This window comes from Stenotrophomonas sp. LGBM10 (assembly GCF_046736075.1).
In the GTDB taxonomy this organism is placed as follows: domain Bacteria; phylum Pseudomonadota; class Gammaproteobacteria; order Xanthomonadales; family Xanthomonadaceae; genus Stenotrophomonas.
This window is the reverse complement of sequence record NZ_CP177163.1, coordinates 1,349,875-1,371,933: the sequence shown is the minus strand read 5'-3', so window position 1 is coordinate 1,371,933 and position 22,059 is coordinate 1,349,875. Positions and strand designations below refer to the sequence as shown.

The following is a 22,059-nucleotide window of genomic DNA, read 5'->3' as shown; positions in this document are numbered from 1 at the left end:
TTGTAGGGTCCGCCCCCCCGGTGTCGCAAATGCCCGGCAGGCGCCGGGCGGCGGGCTCAGCCTTCCTGCCAGGGGGCGAGCTTCTTCCGGACCGCCACGTTCTTCAGCGTTACGTACTTCGGCAGGCCGTTGGCACCATAGGGCAGGGGCGCCTCACCCTTGATCAGCGGCGACAGGTAGGCGCGCGCCTTGGCGGTGATGCCGAAGCCGTCCCTGCGGATGAAGCTGGCCGGCATCTTCTTCTCGTGGTTGGCCACCTTGTGCAGCGGGGCCGCCGCGATCTTCCAGCGGTAGGGGCTGTCGCTGCTGCGCACGATCACCGGCATCACCGCGTTCTGGCCTTTCAGCGCGAACTGCACCGCGGCCTTGCCGACCGCCTGTGCCTGTTCCCAGTCGGTTTTGGAGGCGATATGGCGGGCCGAACGCTGCAGGTAGTCGGGCAGGGTCCAGTGCACCTTGTAGCCCAGCGCATCCTTGACCCGTGCGGCGAGCTGCGAGGCCACGCCCCCGAGCTGGGTGTGCCCGAAGGAATCCTTGCCGCCGCCGGCATCGGCCACGAAGCGGCCATCGGCGGTCTGGATGCCTTCGGAGGCCACCACCACGCAGTGGCCCACGCGTTCCACCACCGCCTTGACCTTGGCCAGGAACGCGGCTTCGTCATAGGCGCGCTCGGGCAGCAGGATGATGTGCGGGGCGTCGTCGGGGCCGTCGCCGGCCAGTCCGGCCGCGGCGGCGAGCCAGCCGGCATGGCGGCCCATCGCCTCATAGACGAACACCTTGGTCGAGGTCTCGGCCATCGCCGCCACGTCCAGCGCGGCTTCGCGCACCGACACCGCGGTGTACTTGGCGGCCGACCCGAAGCCGGGGCAGGTGTCGGTCACCGCCAGGTCGTTGTCGATGGTCTTGGGCACGCCGATGCAGGTCAGGTCGTAGTCGAACGCCTTGGCCAGCTGGGAGACCTTCCAGGCCGTGTCGGCCGAATCGTTGCCGCCGTTGTAGAGGAACCAGCGCACGTCGTGGGCGCGCAGCACCTCGAGCAGGCGCTCGTATCTGGCCCGGTCGGCCTCCAGCGACTTCAGCTTGTAGCGGCACGAGCCGAACGCCCCGCCCGGGGTATGGGCCAGCGCGGCGATGGCGGCGGCGCTTTCCTTCGAGGTGTCGATCAGCTCTTCGCGCAGCGCGCCGAGGATGCCGTTGCGCGCGGCCAACACCTTGATTCCCTTGGCCCGGGCGGTGCTGATGACCGCCGAAGCGGTGGCGTTGATGACGGCGGTGACGCCGCCCGACTGGGCGTAAAGCAGGGTACCGTTGGACATGGGTCGACCTTGGTCTGGGGGAAGGACATTGCAGGGACATTACCCGGATGGGGTAAAGTGCGCGTATTGCGGTGCAGCGTGATTGTGGACATTCCCGGGGCGCGCGCCCTTCCTATTTCTTACCAAGTTGGAGTCAGGTTGATGCGATTGGTTCTGTTGGGACCGCCCGGTTCGGGCAAGGGGACACAGGCGACGCGCCTGAAGGAACAGCTGGCGATTGCGCACATTTCCACCGGCGACCTGCTGCGTGCCGAAGTGGCGGCCGGTACCGAGCTGGGCAAGCAGGCCAAGGCCGTGATGGACGCCGGCAACCTGGTGTCCGACGACATTCTGCTGGGCATGCTGGAGTCGCGCCTGGGCCAGGCCGACGTCGCCAACGGGTTCATCCTGGACGGCTACCCGCGCAACGTGGCGCAGGCCAATGCGCTGGATACCCTGCTGGCCAAGATCGGCCAGCCGCTGGACGCGGTGGTGCAGCTGGACGTGCCGACCGAACTGCTGGTCGAGCGCATCGCCGGCCGTGCCGCCGAACAGGGCCGCGCCGACGACAACCCCGAATCGGTGCGCCAGCGCCTGCAGGTCTACAACGACCAGACCGCGCCGGTGGTGGATTTCTATGCCGGCCGCGGCACGCTGGCCCGCGTCGATGGCGTGGGTGAGCTGGACGACGTGGAAGCGCGCATCCGCGCGGCGATCCAGCGCTGATGGCCCCGGGCGCTGCTCCGGCAGCGCCCGCGGTACGGCAGCGGTGCATCCGGCTGTGCAGGTCCTGAAAACAGGCACGCCCGGCCCCCGAAGGGACCAGGCGTGTCTGTTGTTAAGGCGCCAGCTGGCGGGCTTGCTCAGGGCCCCGCAGCATGAGCCCCCCTGGGGATGGCCTCTTGGGGAGTAGGACCAATGGGGTACTACGGCTGGCAACCTGAATTGTGTCCGTGTTCACACTAGTTGGCTATCGGGAATTCCCCGACATCACTGTGGATTTTTCTCACAGTCTTTGTAGGAGTTGTCTGACGACGCTCCCACGCATCGACAGTGATCGGCGACAATCGAGCGCATGAGCACGATACATATCCTGGGTATTGCAGGCACCTTCATGGGCGGCGTAGCCGCGTTGGCACGCGAACAGGGCCTCACGGTCCGTGGCAGCGACCAGGCGATCTATCCGCCGATGTCCACCCAGCTTGAACAGCTGGGCATCACTCTCGACCCGGGCTATCGCGCCGACAGCGTCGGCACCGACTGCGACGAAGTGGTGGTGGGTAACGCCCTTTCGCGCGGCAATCCGGCGGTGGAAGCGGTCCTCGATGCCGGCCAGCGCTACATCTCCGGTGCGCAGTGGCTGTCCGAACAGGTGCTGCCCGGTCGCGACACGCTGGCCGTGGCCGGTACCCACGGCAAGACCACCACCACCACCATCCTGACCTGGCTGCTGCAGGCCGCCGGCCGTGAGCCGGGCTTCCTGATCGGTGGCGTGGCCGAAGACTTCGGCGTGTCCGCGCGGCTCGGCAGTGGGCGCGAATTCGTGGTCGAAGCCGACGAGTACGACACCGCCTTCTTCGACAAGCGCAGCAAGTTCGTGCACTACCGGCCGCTGGTGGCGATCCTCAACAACCTTGAATTCGACCACGCCGACATCTTCCCCGACGTCGTCGCGATCCAGCGCCAGTTCCACCATCTGGTGCGGACCGTGCCGGCGCGCGGGCGGCTGATCGTCAACGGCGAGGACGCGCGCCTGGCCGAGGTGCTGGCGATGGGCTGCTGGACGCCGGTGGAGCGCTTCGGCTTCGATCCGGCGCTGGAGTGGAGCGCGGCGCTGGTGCATGCCGACGGCAGCCGCTTCCGCGTTGCACACCGGGGTGTGGACGTGGGCGAGGTGCAGTGGTCGCTGCTGGGCCGCCACAACGTGCTCAACGGACTGGCCGCGCTGGCGGCCGCGCATGCGGTGGGCGTCGAGCCGGCACAGGTGATTCCGGCGCTGGCGACGTTCCGCAGCGTCAAGCGCCGCATGGAAGTGATCGGCAGTGCCGACGGCGTGACCGTCTACGACGATTTCGCGCACCATCCCACCGCCATCCACACCACCCTCGAAGGCCTGCGTGCCAAGGTGGGCGATGCCCGCATCGTCGTGGCGATGGAGCCGCGCAGCAATTCGATGCGCCTGGGCGCGCACGCGCAGGCGCTGGCGCCGTCGCTGGACCTGGCCGATGCGGTGGTGTTCCTGCACCGTCCCGAACTCGCCTGGGATGCCGCGGCGGTGATCGCGGCGGTGCGCGGCGACGCGCACGCGGTGCCCGATACCGATGCACTGCTGGCGCAGCTGGGCCGGGTGGTGGCACCGGGCGACCACGTGGTGTTCATGTCCAACGGCGGTTTCGACGGCGCACCGCGCCGCTTCCTGGCGCAGCTGCAGGCGTCGTAGTCCGCCATGACCGATACCACCTCCCTGCCGCTGTTTCCCCTGCACGCCGTGCTGCTGCCCGGCGCCGCACTCGGCCTGCGGGTATTCGAGCGCCGCTACCTGGACATGCTGCGCGAATGCGGTCGGCAGGACTCCACCTTCGGCGTGTGCCTGATCCTGGACGGCGATGAGGTCGGTGGCCCGGCCTTGCCGGCTGCCTACGGCGTGGAAGCGCGCATCGAGGATTTCGATGTGGGCGCCGATGGCGTGCTGGTGCTGCGCCTGCGTGGCCAGCGCCGGTTCCACGTGCTGCGCACGCGCGTGCGCGACAACGGCCTGGTACTGGCCGACGTGCAGTGGAGCCCGCCCGATCACGACGACGAGCTGCGCCCCGAACACGCCCTGCTGGCCACCGTGCTGGAACACATCATCGAACAGGCCGGCGCGGCATTCGCCCCGGTACACCCGGCGTTGCTGGACCAGGCCGCATGGGTGGGCTGGCGGCTCGCCGAACTGCTGCCGCTGCAGGAACCCCAGCGTCTACAGCTGTTGCAGCAGGACGACCCGCACCAGCGCCTGCAGGATCTGCTGCGCTGGATACCCGCGTAAGCGCGGGCACCAGCGCCGGGTAGATCCCGGCGTTACGGGGTGGTCTTGACCCGCAGCACCGGCATCCGGGTTTCCGGATGGGTGGAGACCTGCTGCGGCAGGCCGTCCAGCGCCTCGCGCACGGCATTCAGCGACGGGTCGATGCCGCGCATCGGCCGCCACATCCCGATCAGGTTGAAGTGCCGCTGGTAGTGCAGGGTCTGCGCGCTGCCCAGCCACAGCGGCTGGTCGCCCGGCTGCAGGCGGGCCGGTGCCGGCCACAGGCGCAGCGCGAAGATCTCGTTCGGCGCATTGCCGGCGCGCAGCATCAGCAGCGATTCCACCTGGGTGTCCAGGGTGGCCGGCAGTACCGGGATCTGCTCCGGGCCGGCGGACTTGTCGAGCATCAGCAGCGCCTGTTCCCAGCCAGCCTGCGGCTGCACGCGCCAGCCCTGGCTCTCCAGACGCTTCTGCAGCGGCGCCAGCGGCCCGGCCACCTGCACGTCCAGCGGCCAGCGCTGGTCGTCGTCGAATTCATTGCGGCGCGCGGGCAGCTGCTGCCAGTCCTGCTGCCACCAGGCCGTCGACGCGACATCCACCGGTGCCGGCTGCGCCGGTTCAAAACGCGCCAGCTTCACCGGGATGTTGCGCGGCGCGTACCACAGCGCGGCCACCGCGAAGGTGCCGTAGAACAGCCACGCCACCGGCTTGACCCAGAACGAGCGGTTGAAACGGCGGCGGTAGGCGATGCCCAGCACCAGCAGCCAGAAGATGCCGAACAGCATGCCGCCGATCACGTCGCTGAGCCAATGCGCGCCCAGGTACAGCCGGGCAAAGCCGATCACGCTGACGATCACGCCGGACAGCAGGTACGGCCACACGCGGGTGCGCCCGGGCATCTCGCGCGCGATCAGCACCGCGAAGAAGCCGAACGTGATGGTGGCCATCGTCACCGACACCGACGGGAAGCCGAAGCCGCTGCTGGCATCCGGCGGACGCACCACGTGCACGGTGGCGCCGAGCAGCTTGGTCAGGGCCAGGCCGAAGGCCAGCGCCGCCAGCCAGTGCCCCGCCGCCATCCAGCGCCGGCGCCAGATCAGATAGCCCATGCCGGCCGCCGTGGCCGGCGCCAGTACCGGCCACGCGCCCAGCGAGGCCAGCGCGGCCATCGGGTAGTCGGCCAGCGGATTGCGCAGGGCCAGCATGGCCTGGTGCACGGCCAGATCCAGCGCAAGCGGCTCGCCATGTGCGACCACCGCCATCAACAGGGCGAACCAGCACCAGCCCAACAGCAGCAGCATCAGCGCCAGCATCGCCAGCGGCACCGATTCGCGGCGCTGCGGGTCCAGCACCGACACCGAATAGCGGCCCAGGGTGGGGTGGCGCTGCGACCAGCGCAGCAGCGCGGCCAGCCAGTTGTCCATGCGCGCGGCCGACCAGCGGTAGCCGTACAGCACGATCGCCCACACCAGGCCCATGATCACGCCCAGCAGGGCAAGCACCATCACCAGCCGCCCGGCGACCGCCGCCACGGCGTCATAGGCTTCGCCGAGCACCCAGCCCGGCGCCAGGAACAGCACCGCCCAGGACAGGCTGGCGATGCCGCTGGCCTGGATATAGCGCGACAGCGGCATCTTCAGCATGCCGGCGATGGCCGGCACGAACGGGCGGATCGCACCGACGTAGCGCGCCACCAGGATGCTCTTGAAGGCATTGCGGCGGAACATCGTCTCGCCACGGTCCAGCAGTTGCGGGTATTTGCTGAAGGGCCAGAAGCCGCGCAGGCGATCGCCCCAGCGACGTCCGATCCAGTAGCTGATGCCGTCGCCGGCGAACGCGCCCAGCGCCGCACACGCCACGGCGTACGGTCCGGAGATCTGGCCCAGGCCGATGAAGACGCCCACGGCGAACAGCAGCGGCAACGCGGGCACGATCGCGCCCAGCACGATGACCGCATCGCAGAAGGCGATAAGGAAAATGACCGCGCCGGCAAGCACGGGGTGAGCTGCGATCCACGAAAGCGTGGCATCGATCCATGACGAGTCCATGCGGGGATTATAGGGGTGTGAAAGTGACTGATTGCCGGCCAGCGGCCGTGAAATGCGGTGATCTGCCGCGTATCGACGTGAATGCAAGGCCGGCGTGCCTAGAATGGCGCGGTGAATACGCCCCCTTCCCAGCAGGCGCTCAAGTCCGACACCTTCGGCCGCATCCTGCTGGTCGAGCAGGACGGACGCCGCTTCATCCGTCGCGATCTGCGCGCCGGGCCGTGGTGGCTGCGCGGGGTGGCACGCTGGCTGGCACGGCGCGAAGCACGCGCGCTGCAGCACCTGGAGGGGCTGGCGGCGACGCCGGAACTGCTGGCCTCCACCCGGCAGCGGCTGGATCGCAGCTACATGCCGGGCCTGGCGATGTACCAGCGCCCGCCGCGCGGCGACCTGGCGTACTTCCGCGCGGCACGCGCGCTGCTGCAGCAGGTCCATCGTCGCGGTGTCGCGCACAACGACCTGGCCAAGGAAGCCAACTGGCTGGTGCGCGAGGACGGCACGCCGGCCGTGATCGATTTCCAGCTGGCGGTGATCGGCAATCCGCGCTCGCGCTGGATGCGGCTGCTGGCCCGTGAAGACCTGCGCCACCTGCTCAAGCACAAGCGCATGTACTGCGGCCAGTCATTGACGCCGGTGGAACGACGCGTGCTCGCGCGGCACTCGTGGGTACGCGATCTGTGGTTCCGCACCGGCAAGCCGGTGTACCGCTTCGTCACGCGCCGGATCCTGTACTGGGAAGACAACGAGGGGCAGGGGCCCAAGCCCTGAAGCCGCGCGCACGTCGCGGTGCGGCGCACGCGGCATAATGCCCGTCCACGCAACCGCTTCGAGGATGTCCGCATGGCCAGTCTGCAAGGCAAAACCCTGTTCATCACCGGCGCCTCGCGCGGCATCGGCCTGGCCATCGCCCTGCGCGCGGCGCGTGACGGGGCCAACGTGGCCATCGCAGCCAAGTCGGCGGTGCCCAACCCGAAGCTGCCCGGCACCATCCACAGCGCCGCCGAGGCGGTGACCGCGGCCGGCGGCCAGGGCCTGGCGTTGAAGTGCGACATCCGCGAGGAAGACCAGGTGCGCGCGGCGGTGGCCGCCGCCGTCGACACGTTCGGCGGCATCGACATCCTGGTCAACAATGCCAGCGCGATCTGGCTGCGCGGCACGCTGGACACGCCGATGAAGCGGTTCGACCTGATGCAGCAGGTCAATTCGCGTGGCAGTTTCCTGTGCGCGCAGGCCTGCCTGCCGCACCTGCTGCAGGCGCCCAATCCGCACATTCTGACCCTGGCGCCGCCGCCCAGCCTGGATCCGAAGTGGTGGGGGCCGCATACCGGCTACACGCTGGCCAAGATGGGCATGAGCTTCGTCACCCTGGGCTTGGCCGCCGAATTCGGCCCGCAGGGTGTGGCAGTGAATGCGCTGTGGCCGCGCACGATCATCGCCACCGATGCGATCAACATGATTCCCGGCGTGGACAGTGCCGGCTGCCGCACTCCGGAGATCCTGGCCGACGCCGCACACGCCGTACTGACCCGCGAGGCGGCCGGTTTCAGCGGGCAGTTCCTGCTCGATGACGAAGTGCTCGCGCAGGCCGGCATCACCGATCTGGGCCGCTACGCGGTGGACCCGTCGCGCCCGCTGCTGCCGGACCTGTTCCTGGACTGACCGCTACTGGTTGAACGTTTCCGGCAGCGCGTGCCCGCAGCGCCGGCAATGCCGCGCGTCGGGTTCATGGCCTTCCAGACCGCAGTGGGGGCAGCCGCGCGCATCGCGCCGCGCGGCCAGTTCCGCATCGCGCATGGTGCTGGCCAGTTCGGCGGTGTAGATGCCGGTAGGCACGGCGATGATGCTGTAGCCGATCAGGATCAGCACCGAGGTGACGAAGCGGCCAAGCACCGTCTGCGGGACGATGTCGCCAAAGCCCACCGTCGCCATCGTCACCACCGCCCAGTACATGCTGCTGGGAATGCTGGTGAAGCCGTGGTTGGGCCCTTCGATCACGTACATCAGGGTGCCGGCGATGATCGTGATGGTCACCACCGTGAACAGGAACAGCAGGATCTTGCGCCGGCTGCGCCACAGCGACTGCATCAGGATGCCGCTTTCCTCGATGTAGCGGGTCAGCTTGAGGATGCGGAACACCCGCAGGATGCGCAGTGCGCGCACCACCAGCAGGCTCTGCGCGCCCGGGATGAACAGCGACAGGTAAGTGGGCAGGATCGAGGCCAGATCGATGATGCCCCAGATGCTCACCGCGTAGCGCAGCGGCCGCCTGACCACCAGCAGGCGCAGCACGTACTCGGCGGTGAACAGGAGCGTGAAGCCCCATTCCAGCACGTACAGCCAGTCGGCATGGGCGATGTGGAAGCGCTGCACGCTGTCGAACATCACCACCAGGACGCTGGCGATGATCGCGTAGACCAGCAGCAGGTCGAAATTGCGCGAGGGCCGGGTGTCGTGGCGGTAGATGATGTCGAACCAGCGGCGGCGCCAGCCGGTCTCGGCGGCAGGATTGAGCTGGGGGGCGCTGAACGGTCGCATGGGCCGCATTGTGCCTGAGCCGGCGGAAGCGCGAGAATGGGACTTTCCCGAACCCCTGACTGCCATGACCGCCGCCGCCCCCGATCCGCTGTTGTCCCTGTCGCATTACTACCTGCCGGTGTACAAACCGCGCCAGGTGGTGCTCGAACGTGGCCAGGGCGCGCGCGTGTGGGATACCCAGGGCCGCGAGTTCATCGATCTGGCCGCCGGCATCGCCGTGTGTGGCCTGGGCCACAACGATCCGGATCTCACCGCGGCGCTGATCGAGCAGGCCGGCAAGCTCTGGCACACCAGCAACGTGTTCTACAGCGAGCCGCCGCTGCGCCTGGCCGAGGAACTGGTCACCGCCTCGCGCTTCGCCGAGCGCGTGTTCCTGTGCAATTCCGGCGCCGAAGCCAATGAAGTGGCGATCAAGCTGGTGCGCAAGTGGGCGTCCTCGCAGGGCCGCCCGGCCCACCAGCGCGTCATCGTCACCTTCCGCGGCAGCTTCCACGGCCGCACCCTGGCGGCGGTGACCGCCACCGCCCAGCCGAAGTACCAGGAAGGCTACGAGCCGTTGCCGGGTGGCTTCCGCTATGTCGATTTCAACGACGAGGTGCAGCTGGAGACCGCGATGGCCGCCGGCGACGTGGCGGCGGTGATGCTTGAGCCGATCCAGGGCGAGGGCGGCGTGATGCCGGCCAAGCCGGGCTTCATGCAGCGCATCCGCGACCTGTGCGACCAGCACGGTGCGCTGATGGTGCTCGACGAGATCCAGGTCGGCATGGGCCGCACCGGGACGTTGTTCGCGCACTGGCAGGACGGCATCAAGCCGGACATCGTGACCCTGGCCAAGGCGCTGGGCGGCGGGTTCCCGATCGGTGCGATGCTGGCCGGCCCGAAGGTTGCCGAGGTCATGCAGTTCGGCGCGCACGGCACCACCTTCGGCGGCAACCCGCTGGCGGCGGCGGTCGCGCGCGTGGCACTGCGCAAGCTGTCTTCGCCGGAGATCGGGCACAACGTGGGCCGTCAGTCGCAGGTGCTGCGCGATGGCCTGGGCCGGATCAACGACGAGTTCAAGGTGTTCAGCCAGGTGCGTGGCCGCGGCCTGATGCTGGGCGCGGTGCTGGATCGCGATTTCGCCGGCCAGGCCGGCGCCATCCTGGACCACGCTGCCGACCAGGGCCTGCTGACGCTGCAGGCCGGTCCGGACGTGCTGCGCTTCGTGCCGTCGCTGAACATCACCGACGAGGAAATCGCCGAAGGCCTCAAGCGCCTGCGGGCGGCCATCCAGTCGTACATCGCGTCGCGCTGAGCCGCGATCCTTCGTGCCCCCGGCCCGCCCGGGGGCGCGTGCCCGGGCCCGCTTACCCGCCCAGCCCGTAGCGCTTCATGACCTTGCCGAAGGTGCGGCTGTCGGCCGCGGTCTCGGCCTGCAGGCCGGCCACGCGCGCGCCGCGCACGTTGGTGAACAGGTCGTCCACGAACAGCGTCCGTTCCGGCCGCAGGCCGAGCAGCGTTGTGGCCTGCAGGAATACGGCCGGGTCGGGTTTGCGCCCGCCCAATGCGCCGCTGCACAGAATGCGTCCGCGCAGTGCGTCGGCCAGGGTCGGCAGCAGGCGGGGAACCGTATCGGCCATCAGGGCCCCGTTGTTGGTCAGCACCGCGATCGGCAGATGCCGCGCGATGCGCTGCACGCGTTCGATCACGCCGGCCTGCGGCACCGACGCGGCGATGCGTGCCGCCTGCCACTGCGCCACGCTGACCGGCGTGCCCAGCGCAGCACCAAGACGTGCCAGATACACCGCGCTGTCCAGTCCGCTGTCGTGCTGCCGTTCCAGGCCGCTGTCGAACAGCGCGGCGTGTACCTGCGCGGTGCTGCAGCCGCAGGCGGTCGCAAGGTGGCGCACGCGCAGGTGGCGCGCGTAGTGCACCAGCACGCCATCGACATCCAGCAGCAGGCAGTCCACGGCCATCGGCATCGGCCACTCTCGTCCAGGTCCAATGCTGACCGTACCCCAGCGACGGGGCGCGCTGCGACATCGCGTCGCAGGTCGTGCGCGTACGCGGCCCCTAGAATCGCGGGGACCGTTGACTGGAGATCGCCTTGAAACTGCTTGTTCCCGTGTTGTTCGCCGGCCTGGTGCTGGCCCCGGCCGCCCACGCCCGTGTATGCGCGGTCACCCTCGACAGCACCGACCAGATGAGCTTCAGCCAGAAGGAGATCAAGGTTGCGGCGGATTGCAGCCAGGTCAAACTGACCCTGCGCCACACCGGCAAGCTGGCCGCCACCACGATGGGCCACAACTGGGTGCTGACCCGCAGTGCGGACTACCAGCCGGTGGCGATGGCCGGCATGCGCATGAAGCTGGCCGACAGCTACCTGCCCAAGGGCGACACGCGCGTGCTGGCGCACACCGCGGTCATCGGTGGCGGGCAGACCACCAGCGTCACCTTCTCCACCGCCAGGCTCGCCAAGGGCGCGGACTACACCTTCTTCTGCTCGTTCCCCGGCCACTTCGCAATGATGAAAGGCCGGTTCGTTTTCGGTTGAGAACCGAAAACGAACCGGCCCGTAGCTACCGACCGCTGGTCGGTAGGCATTGGCGTGCCGACCAGCGGTCGGCACCCACCGCTTGAGAACCGAACACAAACCGGCCAGTAGCTACCGACCGCTGGTCGGTAGGCATTGGCGTGCCGACCAGCGGTCGGCACCCACCCTCAGCCCTTGACGACCTTGAAGGCGTCACGTGCTGCGGCGATCGTTGCGTCGATCACGCTGTCGTCGTGTGCGCTGGACAGGAAGCCGGCCTCGTAGGCCGACGGCGCCAGGAACACGCCGCGTTCGAGCATGGCGTGGAAGAAGCGGTTGAACGCGCCGATGTCGCAGGCGGTCGCCTGGGCGTAGGTGTCCACCTTCTGGTCGGTGAAGAACAGGCCGAACATGCCGCCCACCTGGGTGGTGGTCACCGCCACGCCGGCCTCGGCCGCCGCAGCTTCCAGCCCGGCGCACAGGCGCGCGCTGGCTGCGCCGAGGCGGTCGTGGAAGCCCGGCTCCTGCACCAGTTCCAGCATCGCCAGGCCGGCGGCCATCGCCACCGGGTTGCCGCTCAGGGTGCCGGCCTGGTAGATCGGGCCGGACGGCGCGATCTGCGACATCAGCTCGCGCCGGCCGCCGTAGGCGCCCACCGGCATGCCGCCACCGATGATCTTGCCGAACGTGGTCAGGTCCGGGGTGATGCCGTAGTGCGCCTGTGCGCCGCCCAGGGCGACGCGGAAGCCGGTCATCACCTCGTCGAAGATCAGCAGCGTGCCGTACTGCGTGCACAGCGCACGCAGGTGCTGCAGGTAGCCCTCGCGCGGCGGAATGCAGTTGGCGTTGCCAACCACCGGTTCGATGATCAGGCCGGCGATGTGCTCGCCCTGTTCGGCGAACAATGCGGTGGCGGCCTCGAAATCGTTGTAGGGCAGGGTCAGGGTCAGTTCGCTCAGGCCTGCCGGCACGCCCGGCGAGGTCGGCACGCCCAAGGTCAGCATGCCGCTGCCGGCCTTGACCAGGAACGAATCGCCGTGGCCGTGGTAGCACCCTTCGAACTTGACGATGCGGCTGCGGCCGGTGGCACCCCGTGCCAGGCGGATCGCCGACAGCGTGGCTTCGGTCCCGGAGTTGACCATGCGCACCATCTCGCACGACGGCACCAGGCGGGTGAGCGTCTCGGCCATCACCACTTCGGCCTCGCACGGCGCGCCGAAGGACAGGCCGTTGTCGATGGCCCGCTTGACCGCCTGGCGCACGGCCGGATGGTTGTGGCCGACGATCATCGGGCCCCACGAACCGACGTAGTCGATGTAGCGGTTGCCATCCACGTCGTACAGGTACGGGCCGTCGGCGCGCTGCACGAAGAACGGCTCACCGCCGACCGACTTGAACGCGCGCACCGGCGAGTTGACGCCACCGGGCAGCAGCGCCTGGGCGCGGGTGAACAGGGCGTGGGACTGGTCGTGGTTCATGGGGTGTCCTGGTGATGCGGGAACTGGGCGAGGAAGGCGCGCTGGGCGGCGACCGGATCGTCGGCGGCGAACACGCTGCTGACCACGGCCACCAGATCGGCGCCGGCAGCGATGATGGGACCGACATTGTCCGGGGTCAGCCCGCCAATCGCCACCCGCGGCACGCCCAGTGCGGCGCTTTGCCGCAGCAGGTCGGGCGTGGCCCGGCTGAGGGTGACCTTGGTGGTGGTGGGGTAGAACGCGCCGAAGGCCACATAGCTGGCGCCGGCGGCGACGGCGCGCTCGGCATTGGCCAGCTGGTCGTAGCAGGACGCGCCGATGATGGCCGCCGCGCCAAGCAGGGCGCGCGCGGCGCCGATGTCGCCATCGGTACCGCCCAGATGGACGCCGGCGGCGCCGACACGCTGCGCCAGGTCCGGGTCGTCATTGATGATCAGCGGCACCCCGTGCTGCGCGCACAGCGCCTGCAGGGCGGTGGCCTGCGCCTGCTTCAGGGCGGCATCGGCGGTCTTGTTGCGGTACTGCAGCCAGGTGGCGCCGGCGGCCAGCAGCGGCGCGGTGCGCGCCAGCAGGCGGGCGGTGTCGGCCTCGTCGGGCGTGATCAGGTAGACGCCACGGGGGCGTGCGGAAGAGCGGGATACAGAAGTCATCGGTGGCTACCGGTAGCACGGCGGGAGTGGGACAATGGGCGCTGCCAGTTCTTGTCCTGCCGTGATTATCCAATGACCGATGCCACCGCCACCACTTTCCGCACCTGGATGTGCGTCGTCTGCGGCTTCCTGTACAAGGAAGAAGAGGGCCTGCCGGAAGAGGGCATCGCGCCGGGCACCCGCTGGGAGGATATTCCCGATACCTGGACGTGCCCGGATTGCGGCGTGACCAAGGACGATTTCGAGATGGTCGAGGTGGACTGATCCGCAACGCGGATCAATCGTGGGCTGCGGTTCAATGCAGCCGCGGCGTGCGCCCGCCCAGCTCCACCAGCTTCTCGCGCACCCACTGGGCGTCGCTGGCCTGGCCATTGCGCTGCAGGTACTGGGCCAGGTCGCGGTGCGCCCCGGCCTGGTAATCCAGCTGCAGATAGGCCAGCCCACGGTCGCGCAGGGCGTCGTCCTGTTCCGGGGCCAGCTTCAGCAGCCGGTCCGCGCTGCGTGCGGCGCGGTCCCATTCGCCGCGCTCGGCGTAGACCCCATGCAGGTTGCGCAGCATGCGCATCAGGATCGCGCGTGCCGGCGCCGGATCGAGGATCTGCGCCAGCACATCGTCATCGGGGACTTCGCCGCCCAGGTGCGAGCGGGCGCGTTCGCGCAGCTCTTCCACGTCCAGCGGGCGTCCGCCGTTGAAGGGGTCCATCACCAGCACGCCGTCGTTGACCGGCAGGCGCACCAGGAAGTGACCGGGGAAGGACACGCCGTCCAGCGGAATGCCCAGCCGGCGCGAGACTTCCATCTGCACCAGCGCCAATGAGATCGGGTTGCCCAGGCGGCGTTCGAACACCTGGTTGAGGTAGCTGTTGCGCGGGTCGTAGTACTCGCCGTGGTCGCCGCTGTAGCCCAGTTCGTCGAACAGGTGGCGGTTGACGGCGGCGATCTTCATCGGCCACATCTCGATCGTGCCGACCTCGGTGCGCAGATGGTCGACATGGCTCTGGATGAGCGCGTCGTAGACCTTCGGGTCCAGGTCGGGGTACTCGTCGCGGGCGATCAGCAGCGCGGTGGGCAACAAGGGCAGCGCCTCGTCGTCCAGGTCGGCCAGCGAATCCCACTCCGGTAATGTCATCTGCCCCTGCATGGGACAAGACTGGCGACAAACGCGTCGCGATTCAAGCACGGCGGTGTGAAAGACCGCCGGCCGTGGCCGGCGGTCGCGCGCTCACCTGGCCGCGTCGATGCCCGGGCCGAACACCAGCTCGGTGCCATCGGCCAGGCCCAGCTTTTCAGCCTGGCCGGCATTGAGTTCCAGCACGTAACGGGCCGGGCCGCTGCTGGGGTAGGGCGGGCAGCGGTCGCCGGCCGAGCACGGCGGCACGTCACGCGACTGGCTGACCAGTCGGCGCTGCGCATCGAAGTACAGGATGTCCAGCGCGATCTTGGTGTTCTTCATCCAGTACGCCTGCAGTTCTTCGCGTTCGTGGATGAACAGCATGCCGTGGTCGGCGGGCATCTGGTCGCGGAACATCAGCCCGCGCGCGCGGGTTTCATCGTTGGTCGCCAGTTCCACCTGGTACCGGGTGCCACCCAGTTCCACCCAGTGGCGGGCGCCGGTGCTGGCGCAACCGGTCGGGGCCAGCAGCAACAGCAGCGGCAGCAGACGCTTGAAGATCATCGTTCACCTCGACGGTAAGGCCGGCGGCAGGCGCCGGCCAGGGGATCAGAACACCTGCGGCGGTTCGCCACCGACGATCACCACATCGGCCGGGCGCCGCGCGAACAGGCCCACGCAGACCACGCCGGGCAGCTGGTTGAGCTCGCGCTCCAGCTTCACCGGATCGGTGATTTCCAGGTGGTGGATGTCCAGGATGACGTTGCCGTTGTCGGTGACCACGCCTTCGCGCCACGCCGGCTGGCCACCGGTCATCTCCAGGATCTGGCGCGCCACCAGGCTGCGTGCCATCGGGATCACTTCCACCGGCAGCGGGAAGCGGCCCAGCACCTTGACCTGCTTGCTCGGGTCGACGATGCAGACGAAGCGCTCGCTGGCCTCGGCGATGATCTTTTCACGGGTCAGGGCAGCGCCACCGCCCTTGATCAGGCACTTGTTGCCGTCGCATTCGTCGGCGCCGTCCACGTACAGCGACAGCTTGCCGGTGTGGTTCAGTTCCATCACCTCGATGCCGTGTTCGCGCAGGCGTGCGGTGCTCTGTTCGGAGCTGGACACGGTGCCCTTGATGCGGTGCTTGATGCGGGCCAGGCCGTCGATGAAGTAGGCAACGGTGGACCCGGTGCCAACACCGACGATCATGCCGTCTTCGACGTATTCCAGGGCTTTTTCGGCGGCCAGGCGCTTGGCTTCGGACATGGCGGAGAACTCTTGGGGACGAGGATGAAAAGAAGGGGTCAGTGCTTTTCCAGCGACAGCAGCGTTTTCCACTGCGCTGCGGTCACCGGCAGGATCGACAGGCGGTTGCCGCGCGCGATGAGCGGGAAACCCTCGCCCAGCGCATCGGCGTGCAGCTTGATCTCGTCCAGCGAAATCGTGTCGCGCAGCTTGCGCTCGAAGGCCACGTCCACCAGCAGCCAGCGCGGTTCTTCGCGGGTCGCCTTGGGATCGTAGTAGTCCGATCCGGCGTCGAACTGGGTCTCGTCCGGATACGCGTCGCTGGCCACGGTGGCCAGCCCGACGATGCCCGGGACCTTGGTATTGGAGTGGTAGAACAGCACGCCATCGCCGACTTTCATGCCATCGCGCATGAAGTTGCGCGCCTGGTAGTTGCGCACGCCGTTCCAGGGCTCGCGGCCCACACGCTGCAGATCATCGATGGAAAAGGCGTCCGGTTCGGACTTCATCAGCCAGTAGCGCTTGCGTGCAGTCATGCCATGTCTATCGCGGTAGGGGCCGGTCGGGGGTCGGCGCGGGAACAAGGGTGGACAGTTCGGTGCAGATCGCATCGACCGGGACATCCCAGGACGCGATCGGCAGTGCGTCCACCTGCTGGATCGAGAATCCGACGCCGACCAGCCACGGCGGGGCCGGGCGCGCCTGTCGGAATGCGAAGCTGCGATCATACCAGCCACCTCCCATGCCCAGTCGCCGGCACTGGCTGTCGAACCCGACCAGCGGTGCCACCACCAGCGCCATCTGCTCCGGCGCCAGGGTCTGTGCGATGGGCATGTCCGGCTCGGGAATGCCGAACCGGTTGGCGGTCAGCGGCTGGCCGGGGCGCCACGGCGCGAAGCGCAGCGTCTGCTCGTGAAGCACCGGCAGGCAATAGACCACGGTGTCGGGCAACTGCATCTGCCAACGGTGCAGGGCGATTTCGCCATCCATCGCCCAATAGCCGGCGACATGGCCCGCAGTGGGGGCGAACGGCAGCGACAACAGCGCGTCGGCCAAGGTGTCGGCGGCGGCCAGGCGGTGCGCGGCGGGGAGGTCTCGACGGGCGTGGCGCAACTGCTGGCGCAGGGCCAGGCGCGGGTCGGTCATGCCGGGATCCAGGTCACGGTTGGGGAACGGCGGATAAAACAAGAGCGACGTTCCAGGGGAACGTCGCTCTTGCCGGAATATTGCATTCTCCGCGGTGACGATGCGTGCGAAACGACCTTGAACCCGGGGTTCAAGTGGGTACGCTGGGGTTCCTTCGGGCTTCCCGCTACAAGGCGGACCTGCACTCCCGGCGCCGTCGCGCACCCGTGGTCGTAATTAAGGGACAAGGCGAATGTTTGCACACGCCGTCGTTCACAGCAGAGAACGCGTCGCCATTATAGCCAAGCGCGCGCCAAGGGATAGGCCGTTCGTCGGTCGGATTGCAGGGGAATTCAGATCGATGACAGCCGCGTGTTCATCACCGCATGCGTTGCGCCGGCCGCTGCCCGGCTGCCCACGCGGGCGCGGCACGGATCGGCGCCCGGTCAGGCGCCGTCGATCGCGCGATCCAGCCGCCGGTTCAGGTCGGCCAGCGTCTGCTGCAGTGCCACCGCCTGCCGGGCGTGGTCGTCGCGCAGCTGCTGCAGTTCGTGGGCCAGGTTGAGCGCGGCCAGCACCGCAACCCGGTCCACCGCCGCCATCCGGTTGCTGCCGCGGATTTCGCGCATCTTGGCGTCCAGCAGCCTGGCCGCGGCCGTGAGGCTTTCGCGTTCCTCGGCGCCCACGCCCACGGTGTACTCGCGGTCCAGGATGCGGACACTGACCGGTTCGGTCTGGCTCATGTGTGCTGCTCCAGGGACTTGAGGCGGGTGATCATCGCTTCGACCCGGGAGCGGGCCTGTTCGTTCTTGGCCAGCAGCTGGGAGCGCTCGGCCACCAGTTGTTCCTGCTGGTGGCGCAGGCTGCGGTTCTCCTCCGCCAGGCGCTGGTTGCGCTCAAGCAACGCCTCCACGCGTGCGGCGAAGGCCTGCAACTGGGCGATGGCGTCGGCGGGTTCCATGAGCGGCACGATAGGCAAGGGCGCACGGGGCGGTCAAGCGAATAATGACGGGCCCCCGGGGCGGTCCGGGCCGAGGCCTGTCGCGGGCAGCCCGGCGGCGCGGCGACGACCCGGGAAACACGGCCGGATTGCTACACTGTAGCGCTCACAAACCGTGGTGATCGGCTGCGGTGGCACCTTTTTCTGATCGAGCCCCAAGATGACCGAACTTCCGAGTGTCGACGACGTAAACCAGGCCAGCCAGGCATTGGGCCTGGGCGCCAACGCGGCTGAACTTCACGGCGGCCTGTGCGGCTGGCTGTCCGCCGGCGGTGCGCCGGTGCGTGAATGGCCGGCGCGGGTGCTGGCCGATGACGCCCTGCCGGTGCCCGCCGAGGGCGATGCTCTGTCGCGCCTGCTGGAGGCCAGCGTGGCCCAGCTCGAAGACCGTGACTTCGCCTTTGAACTGCTGCTGTCCGACGCCAGCGACACCGCGGCGCAGGCCGATGCGCTGTTCACCTGGGCACGCGCCTTCCTGGGCGGCTTCGGGCTGGGGTCGGGCGGACGCCGCCCGGCATTGTCCGAAGAAGGCGAAGAGGCGCTCAACGATCTGGCCAAGCTGGCCCAGGCGTCGAGCGAGGACTTCGAAAGCGGCAACGACGACGACGAGGACGCGCTGGCCGAGATCGAGGAGTTCATCCGCGTGGCGGTGCTGCTGCTGCACGGGGACTGCGTCATGGCCGCGCGCCATCGGCAGCGCCTGAACTGAGATGGACATCCGGCAGCTGACCGGCATCTCCGCCGCCGAATACACGCGTCGCCGCCGCCAGCTGATGGAAATGGCCGGCGATGACGCGATCCTGGTGCTGCCGGCCGCCTCCGAGCGGGTGCGCAGCCTGGATACCCATTATCCGTTCCGCCAGGACTCGGATTTCTGGTACCTGTCCGGCTTTCCCGAGCCGGACGCGGTGCTGGTGCTCATTCCCGGGCGCCGCCACGGCGAAGTGATCCTGTTCTGCCGCGAGCGCGATGCCGACCGCGAGGCCTGGGATGGCGCACGCGCCGGCCAGGAGGGCGCGGTGTCGCGGTACGGCATGGACGATGCGTACCCGATCGACGACCTGGACGACATCCTGCCGGGCCTGCTCGAAGGCCGCTCGCGGGTGTACTACCACTTCGGCCGCGATGCGGAGTTCGACCTCAAGCTGATCGGCTGGGTCAACCGCGTGCGCTCCCAGGTCCGTCACGGCGCCCAGCCGCCGCACGAGTTCCTGGAACTGGGCCACCTGCTGCACGAGCAGCGCCTGTTCAAATCTGCCGCGGAGATCGCGCTGATGCAGCGCGCGGCCGACATCAGCGTGCAGGCGCACCGCGTCGCGATGCGCGTGGCGCAACCGGGCATCCACGAGTACGAGCTGCAGGCCGATCTGGAACGCGAATTCCGCGCCAATGATGCCTGGGCCGCGTACGGCAGCATTGTCGGTGCCGGCGCCAACGCCTGCATCCTGCATTACCGCGACAACAACGCCCGCAGCCGCGACGGTGATCTGGTGCTGATCGACGCGGGCGCCGAATATCGCGGATACGCCAGCGACATCACCCGCACCTTCCCGGTCAACGGCCGCTTCACGGCCGAGCAGCGCGCGCTGCACGATCTGGTTGGCGCGGCGCAGGCCGCTGCGCTTGCGCAGGCGCGCCCGGGGCAGGCGTACGAAGCCGGACATCTGGCCGCGGTGGAAACGCTGACCGAGGGGCTGCTGCGGCTGGGCCTGCTCAAGGGCAGCCTGGAAGAGAACATCGCCGAAGGCCATTACCAGCGCTTCTACCGGCACAAAACCGGTCATTGGCTGGGCCTGGACGTGCATGACGTTGGCGATTACCGGCTGGCCGGTGATTCACGGATGCTGGAGCCGGGCATGGTGTTCACCATTGAGCCGGGCCTGTACGTCTCGTCCGACGACCGCACCGTGGACGCGCGCTGGCGTGGCATCGGCATCCGCACCGAGGACGACGTGCTGATCACCGACGACGGCCACCAGGTACTGACCGCAGCGCTGGCGCGCAGCGCCGACGAGATCGAAGCAGAGATGGCCGCGCGCTGAGCCGGCCAGGGGCGCGGCGTTCCATATCAACGCCGCACCACCCCGTAGAGCCGACCTCTGGTCGGCTGCTCTCCGCACCGACATCAACATCCCGCGCTGCGCGCGATAGCCGACCAACGGTCGGCTCTACCCGCGCTCGCTCCGCTGCCCCCCCGTAGAGCCGACCTCTGGTCGGCTGCTCTTCGCACCGACATCAACACCCGCGCTGCGCGCGATAGCCGACCAACGGTCGGCTCTACCCGCGCTCGCTCCGCTGCCCCCGTAGAGCCGACCTCTGGTCGGCTGCTCTCCGCACCGACATCAACACCCGCGCTGCGCGCGATAGCCGACCAACGGTCGGCTCTACCCGCGCTCGCTCCGCTGCCCCCCGTAGAGCCGACCTCTGGTCGGCTGCTCTCCGCACCGACATCAACACCCCGCGCTGCGCGCGATAGCCGACCAACGGTCGGCTCTACCGGCGGTTGGCCGGTCCGCTCTACCGGCAATCGCTCTGCTGCCCCCGTAGAGCCGACCTCTGGTCGGCTGCTCTCCGCACCGACATCAACACCCCGCGCTGCGCGCGATAGCCGACCAACGGTCGGCTCTACCGGCGGTTGATCGGTGGGCTCTACCCGCGGTTGTCGTGCGGTCGGTCAATCCGCGGCGGCGAAGGCGGGGCGGGTGAGGTTGTCGGCGTCGCCGTCGGTGCACAGTACTTCGTCTTCGATGCGGATGCCGCCATAGGGCCGGAAGAAGTCCACGCGGCCCCAGTCGATGCTGTCGGCGTTGCCGGCCTGCTTGACCTCGTCCAGCAGCATGTCGATGAAGTACAGGCCCGGTTCGATGGTGACCACCATGCCCGGTTCCAGCACGCGGGTCAGGCGCAGGTAGGGATGGCCCTGCGGACGTTCGACGCGGCCGCCGCGGTCGCTGGCGGCGAAGCCGGCGACGTCGTGGACCTGCAGGCCGATCAGATGGCCCAGGCCGTGCGGGAAGAACGCCGCGCTGACGCCGGTGGCCAGCGCGGCCTCCGCGGACACCTTGAGCACGCCGAAGTCCTTGAGGATGCCCATCAGCGACAGGTGCGCATCGAGGTGAAGCTGCTTGTAGTCCACCCCGGCACGCACGCCAGCGCCCATTGCCTGCTGCGCGGCGTCGACCGCGTCGATCATCGCCTGGAACTCGTCGTGCCCGGCGGCGGCGTAGGTGCGGGTGATGTCGCTGGCATAGCCGTGCGCGCTGGCGCCGGCATCGATCAGGAAGCTGCGCAGCGGCTGCGGCGCGGTGCGGCCCAGGTCGGTGTAATGCAGGACGGCGGCGTGCTCGTTGAGGCCGATGATGTTGCCGTAAGGCAGTTCATTGGCATCCTGGCCGACCGCGCGGCAGTACGCCATGTGGATCTCGAACTCGCTGGCGCCGGCGCGGAAGGCGGCTTCGGCGGCACGGTGTCCGCGCACGCCCAGGCGCTGGGCCTGACGCATCAGGGCGATCTCGTACGGCGTCTTGCTGGCGCGGTGCCAGTCCAGGTAGCTCAGCACCGGGTCGGGATTGTTAGGCACGAACGCGCCCAGCGCGCTCTGCGGTTCGCCGAGGATCGCGCAGCGCGCGGCGTCCTTCGGCAACAGCGCCAGCGCCTCTTCGGGCGTGCGGATGATGGCGATGTCCACATGCTCCACCCACCAGCCATTGGGCGCATCGGGCACCACGTGCCAGTAGTCGAACGGCTGGTGGAAGATCACGGTGGGGCGCTTGCCCGGGGTGTACACCAGCCAGCTGTTGGGCACCTTGGTCAGCGGCAGCCAGGCCTTGAAGTTCGGGTTGACGGCATACGGATAGTCGCGGTCGTCGAACGCCTGGTAGTGCTGGGTGCCGCTGGGAATCACCAGGTGATCGAAACCGCCGCGCGCCAGCGCTTCATCGGCGCGCCGGCACAGCACGCTGATGTGGTGGGAATACAGGGCGCCGAGGTCTGGCTGGTTCATCGCGGAGGCTCGTTGGACAGTGCGGAGTGCAGCCCCTGATTCTGCCGCAATCGCGCTGG

General features: G+C 68.7%; 24 protein-coding genes and 1 other RNA gene. 10 read left to right on the top strand and 15 right to left on the bottom strand.

What is annotated here, in order from left to right; genetic code table 11:
- Positions 1 to 56 precede the first annotated feature (56 nt).
- The gene (locus tag ACLB90_RS05800) at positions 57 to 1,316 is read right to left on the bottom strand and encodes a 6-phosphofructokinase (protein WP_411852029.1); all 1,260 of its coding nucleotides are present in this window, start codon (positions 1,314 to 1,316) and stop codon (positions 57 to 59) included.
- Between the two features lie 141 nt (positions 1,317 to 1,457).
- Between ACLB90_RS05800 and ACLB90_RS05795 the strand changes: the two genes are divergently transcribed.
- From ACLB90_RS05795 to ACLB90_RS05785, 3 genes are all read left to right on the top strand, one after another.
- Complete coding sequence (locus ACLB90_RS05795) at positions 1,458 to 2,021, top strand: adenylate kinase (RefSeq protein ID WP_411852028.1); 564 nt, start codon at positions 1,458 to 1,460, stop codon at positions 2,019 to 2,021.
- 349 nt (positions 2,022 to 2,370) lie between these two features.
- Positions 2,371 to 3,735: a UDP-N-acetylmuramate:L-alanyl-gamma-D-glutamyl-meso-diaminopimelate ligase gene (mpl, locus tag ACLB90_RS05790; RefSeq protein ID WP_411852027.1), complete on the top strand. Its 1,365-nt coding sequence runs from the start codon at positions 2,371 to 2,373 to the stop codon at positions 3,733 to 3,735.
- A gap of 6 nt (positions 3,736 to 3,741) precedes the next feature.
- Entirely contained in the window at positions 3,742 to 4,323 is a 582-nt protein-coding gene (locus tag ACLB90_RS05785) for an LON peptidase substrate-binding domain-containing protein (RefSeq protein WP_411852026.1), read from the top strand.
- A 32-nt stretch (positions 4,324 to 4,355) separates the two neighbouring features.
- On the opposite strand, the gene ACLB90_RS05780 is transcribed toward ACLB90_RS05785, so the two are convergent.
- Positions 4,356 to 6,350, bottom strand: a complete 1,995-nt coding sequence (locus ACLB90_RS05780; protein ID WP_411852025.1) for a VTT domain-containing protein — start codon at positions 6,348 to 6,350, stop codon at positions 4,356 to 4,358.
- Positions 6,351 to 6,461: 111 nt separating this feature from the next.
- On the opposite strand from ACLB90_RS05780, the gene ACLB90_RS05775 reads away from it, so the two are divergent.
- Together ACLB90_RS05775 and ACLB90_RS05770 are read left to right on the top strand one after the other, a co-directional pair.
- Positions 6,462 to 7,118: a phosphotransferase gene (locus ACLB90_RS05775; protein WP_411852024.1), complete on the top strand. Its 657-nt coding sequence runs from the start codon at positions 6,462 to 6,464 to the stop codon at positions 7,116 to 7,118.
- 72 nt (positions 7,119 to 7,190) lie between these two features.
- A complete protein-coding gene (locus ACLB90_RS05770; RefSeq protein WP_411852023.1) occupies positions 7,191 to 8,009 on the top strand; it encodes an SDR family oxidoreductase in 819 nt (272 codons plus the stop codon).
- Positions 8,010 to 8,012: 3 nt separating this feature from the next.
- Here ACLB90_RS05770 and ACLB90_RS05765 read toward each other — a convergent pair whose 3' ends face one another.
- A complete protein-coding gene (locus ACLB90_RS05765; RefSeq protein WP_411852022.1) occupies positions 8,013 to 8,885 on the bottom strand; it encodes an ion transporter in 873 nt (290 codons plus the stop codon).
- A gap of 64 nt (positions 8,886 to 8,949) precedes the next feature.
- On the opposite strand from ACLB90_RS05765, the gene ACLB90_RS05760 reads away from it, so the two are divergent.
- Positions 8,950 to 10,179, top strand: a complete 1,230-nt coding sequence (locus ACLB90_RS05760; RefSeq protein WP_411852021.1) for an acetylornithine transaminase — start codon at positions 8,950 to 8,952, stop codon at positions 10,177 to 10,179.
- Between the two features lie 52 nt (positions 10,180 to 10,231).
- Here the strand turns inward: ACLB90_RS05760 and ACLB90_RS05755 are convergent, their stop codons facing one another.
- A complete protein-coding gene (locus ACLB90_RS05755) occupies positions 10,232 to 10,840 on the bottom strand; it encodes an HAD-IA family hydrolase (protein WP_411852707.1) in 609 nt (202 codons plus the stop codon).
- A 131-nt stretch (positions 10,841 to 10,971) separates the two neighbouring features.
- Between ACLB90_RS05755 and azu the strand changes: the two genes are divergently transcribed.
- Positions 10,972 to 11,418, top strand: a complete 447-nt coding sequence (gene azu, locus ACLB90_RS05750; RefSeq protein ID WP_411852020.1) for an azurin — start codon at positions 10,972 to 10,974, stop codon at positions 11,416 to 11,418.
- Between the two features lie 167 nt (positions 11,419 to 11,585).
- On the opposite strand, the gene hemL is transcribed toward azu, so the two are convergent.
- Both hemL and thiE read right to left on the bottom strand, forming a co-directional pair.
- On the bottom strand, positions 11,586 to 12,875 hold the full coding sequence (gene hemL / locus ACLB90_RS05745; RefSeq protein WP_411852019.1) for a glutamate-1-semialdehyde 2,1-aminomutase: 1,290 nt from the start codon (positions 12,873 to 12,875) through the stop codon (positions 11,586 to 11,588).
- The gene (thiE, locus tag ACLB90_RS05740) at positions 12,872 to 13,525 is read right to left on the bottom strand and encodes a thiamine phosphate synthase (RefSeq protein ID WP_411852018.1); all 654 of its coding nucleotides are present in this window, start codon (positions 13,523 to 13,525) and stop codon (positions 12,872 to 12,874) included. Before thiE ends, hemL begins: the two co-directional genes overlap by 4 nt.
- Before the next feature lie 72 nt (positions 13,526 to 13,597).
- On the opposite strand from thiE, the gene ACLB90_RS05735 reads away from it, so the two are divergent.
- Positions 13,598 to 13,789 (top strand): rubredoxin, encoded by a 192-nt coding sequence (locus ACLB90_RS05735; RefSeq protein ID WP_411852017.1) that lies wholly within the window; start codon positions 13,598 to 13,600, stop codon positions 13,787 to 13,789.
- A gap of 31 nt (positions 13,790 to 13,820) precedes the next feature.
- Here the strand turns inward: ACLB90_RS05735 and ACLB90_RS05730 are convergent, their stop codons facing one another.
- From ACLB90_RS05730 to ACLB90_RS05695, 8 genes are all read right to left on the bottom strand, one after another.
- Complete coding sequence (locus tag ACLB90_RS05730) at positions 13,821 to 14,666, bottom strand: SirB1 family protein (protein WP_411852016.1); 846 nt, start codon at positions 14,664 to 14,666, stop codon at positions 13,821 to 13,823.
- Between the two features lie 81 nt (positions 14,667 to 14,747).
- Complete coding sequence (locus tag ACLB90_RS05725; protein WP_411852015.1) at positions 14,748 to 15,200, bottom strand: DUF192 domain-containing protein; 453 nt, start codon at positions 15,198 to 15,200, stop codon at positions 14,748 to 14,750.
- Positions 15,201 to 15,245: 45 nt separating this feature from the next.
- Positions 15,246 to 15,893, bottom strand: a complete 648-nt coding sequence (gene rpiA / locus ACLB90_RS05720; protein WP_411852014.1) for a ribose-5-phosphate isomerase RpiA — start codon at positions 15,891 to 15,893, stop codon at positions 15,246 to 15,248.
- 38 nt (positions 15,894 to 15,931) lie between these two features.
- Positions 15,932 to 16,408 (bottom strand): EVE domain-containing protein, encoded by a 477-nt coding sequence (locus ACLB90_RS05715; protein WP_411852013.1) that lies wholly within the window; start codon positions 16,406 to 16,408, stop codon positions 15,932 to 15,934.
- A 7-nt stretch (positions 16,409 to 16,415) separates the two neighbouring features.
- Positions 16,416 to 17,018 carry a 5-formyltetrahydrofolate cyclo-ligase gene (locus ACLB90_RS05710; protein ID WP_411852012.1) on the bottom strand — a complete coding sequence of 201 codons (603 nt, stop codon included), beginning with the start codon at positions 17,016 to 17,018 and terminating at the stop codon, positions 16,416 to 16,418.
- Between the two features lie 82 nt (positions 17,019 to 17,100).
- A non-coding RNA gene (ssrS, locus tag ACLB90_RS05705) (6S RNA) lies at positions 17,101 to 17,285 on the bottom strand.
- Between the two features lie 158 nt (positions 17,286 to 17,443).
- Entirely contained in the window at positions 17,444 to 17,740 is a 297-nt protein-coding gene (locus ACLB90_RS05700) for a cell division protein ZapA (RefSeq protein ID WP_017355838.1), read from the bottom strand.
- Positions 17,737 to 17,958, bottom strand: coding sequence for a TIGR02449 family protein (locus tag ACLB90_RS05695; protein ID WP_017355837.1), 222 nt, complete (start codon positions 17,956 to 17,958; stop codon positions 17,737 to 17,739). The genes ACLB90_RS05700 and ACLB90_RS05695 overlap by 4 nt, the downstream gene beginning before the upstream one ends.
- A gap of 199 nt (positions 17,959 to 18,157) precedes the next feature.
- On the opposite strand from ACLB90_RS05695, the gene ACLB90_RS05690 reads away from it, so the two are divergent.
- Positions 18,158 to 18,706, top strand: a complete 549-nt coding sequence (locus ACLB90_RS05690; RefSeq protein ID WP_411852011.1) for a UPF0149 family protein — start codon at positions 18,158 to 18,160, stop codon at positions 18,704 to 18,706.
- A 7-nt stretch (positions 18,707 to 18,713) separates the two neighbouring features.
- Positions 18,714 to 20,039, top strand: a complete 1,326-nt coding sequence (locus ACLB90_RS05685) for an aminopeptidase P N-terminal domain-containing protein (protein WP_411852706.1) — start codon at positions 18,714 to 18,716, stop codon at positions 20,037 to 20,039.
- A gap of 632 nt (positions 20,040 to 20,671) precedes the next feature.
- Here the strand turns inward: ACLB90_RS05685 and pepQ are convergent.
- Positions 20,672 to 22,000: a Xaa-Pro dipeptidase gene (gene pepQ, locus ACLB90_RS05680; RefSeq protein ID WP_411852010.1), complete on the bottom strand. Its 1,329-nt coding sequence runs from the start codon at positions 21,998 to 22,000 to the stop codon at positions 20,672 to 20,674.
- Between the last annotated feature and the right edge of the window lie 59 nt (positions 22,001 to 22,059).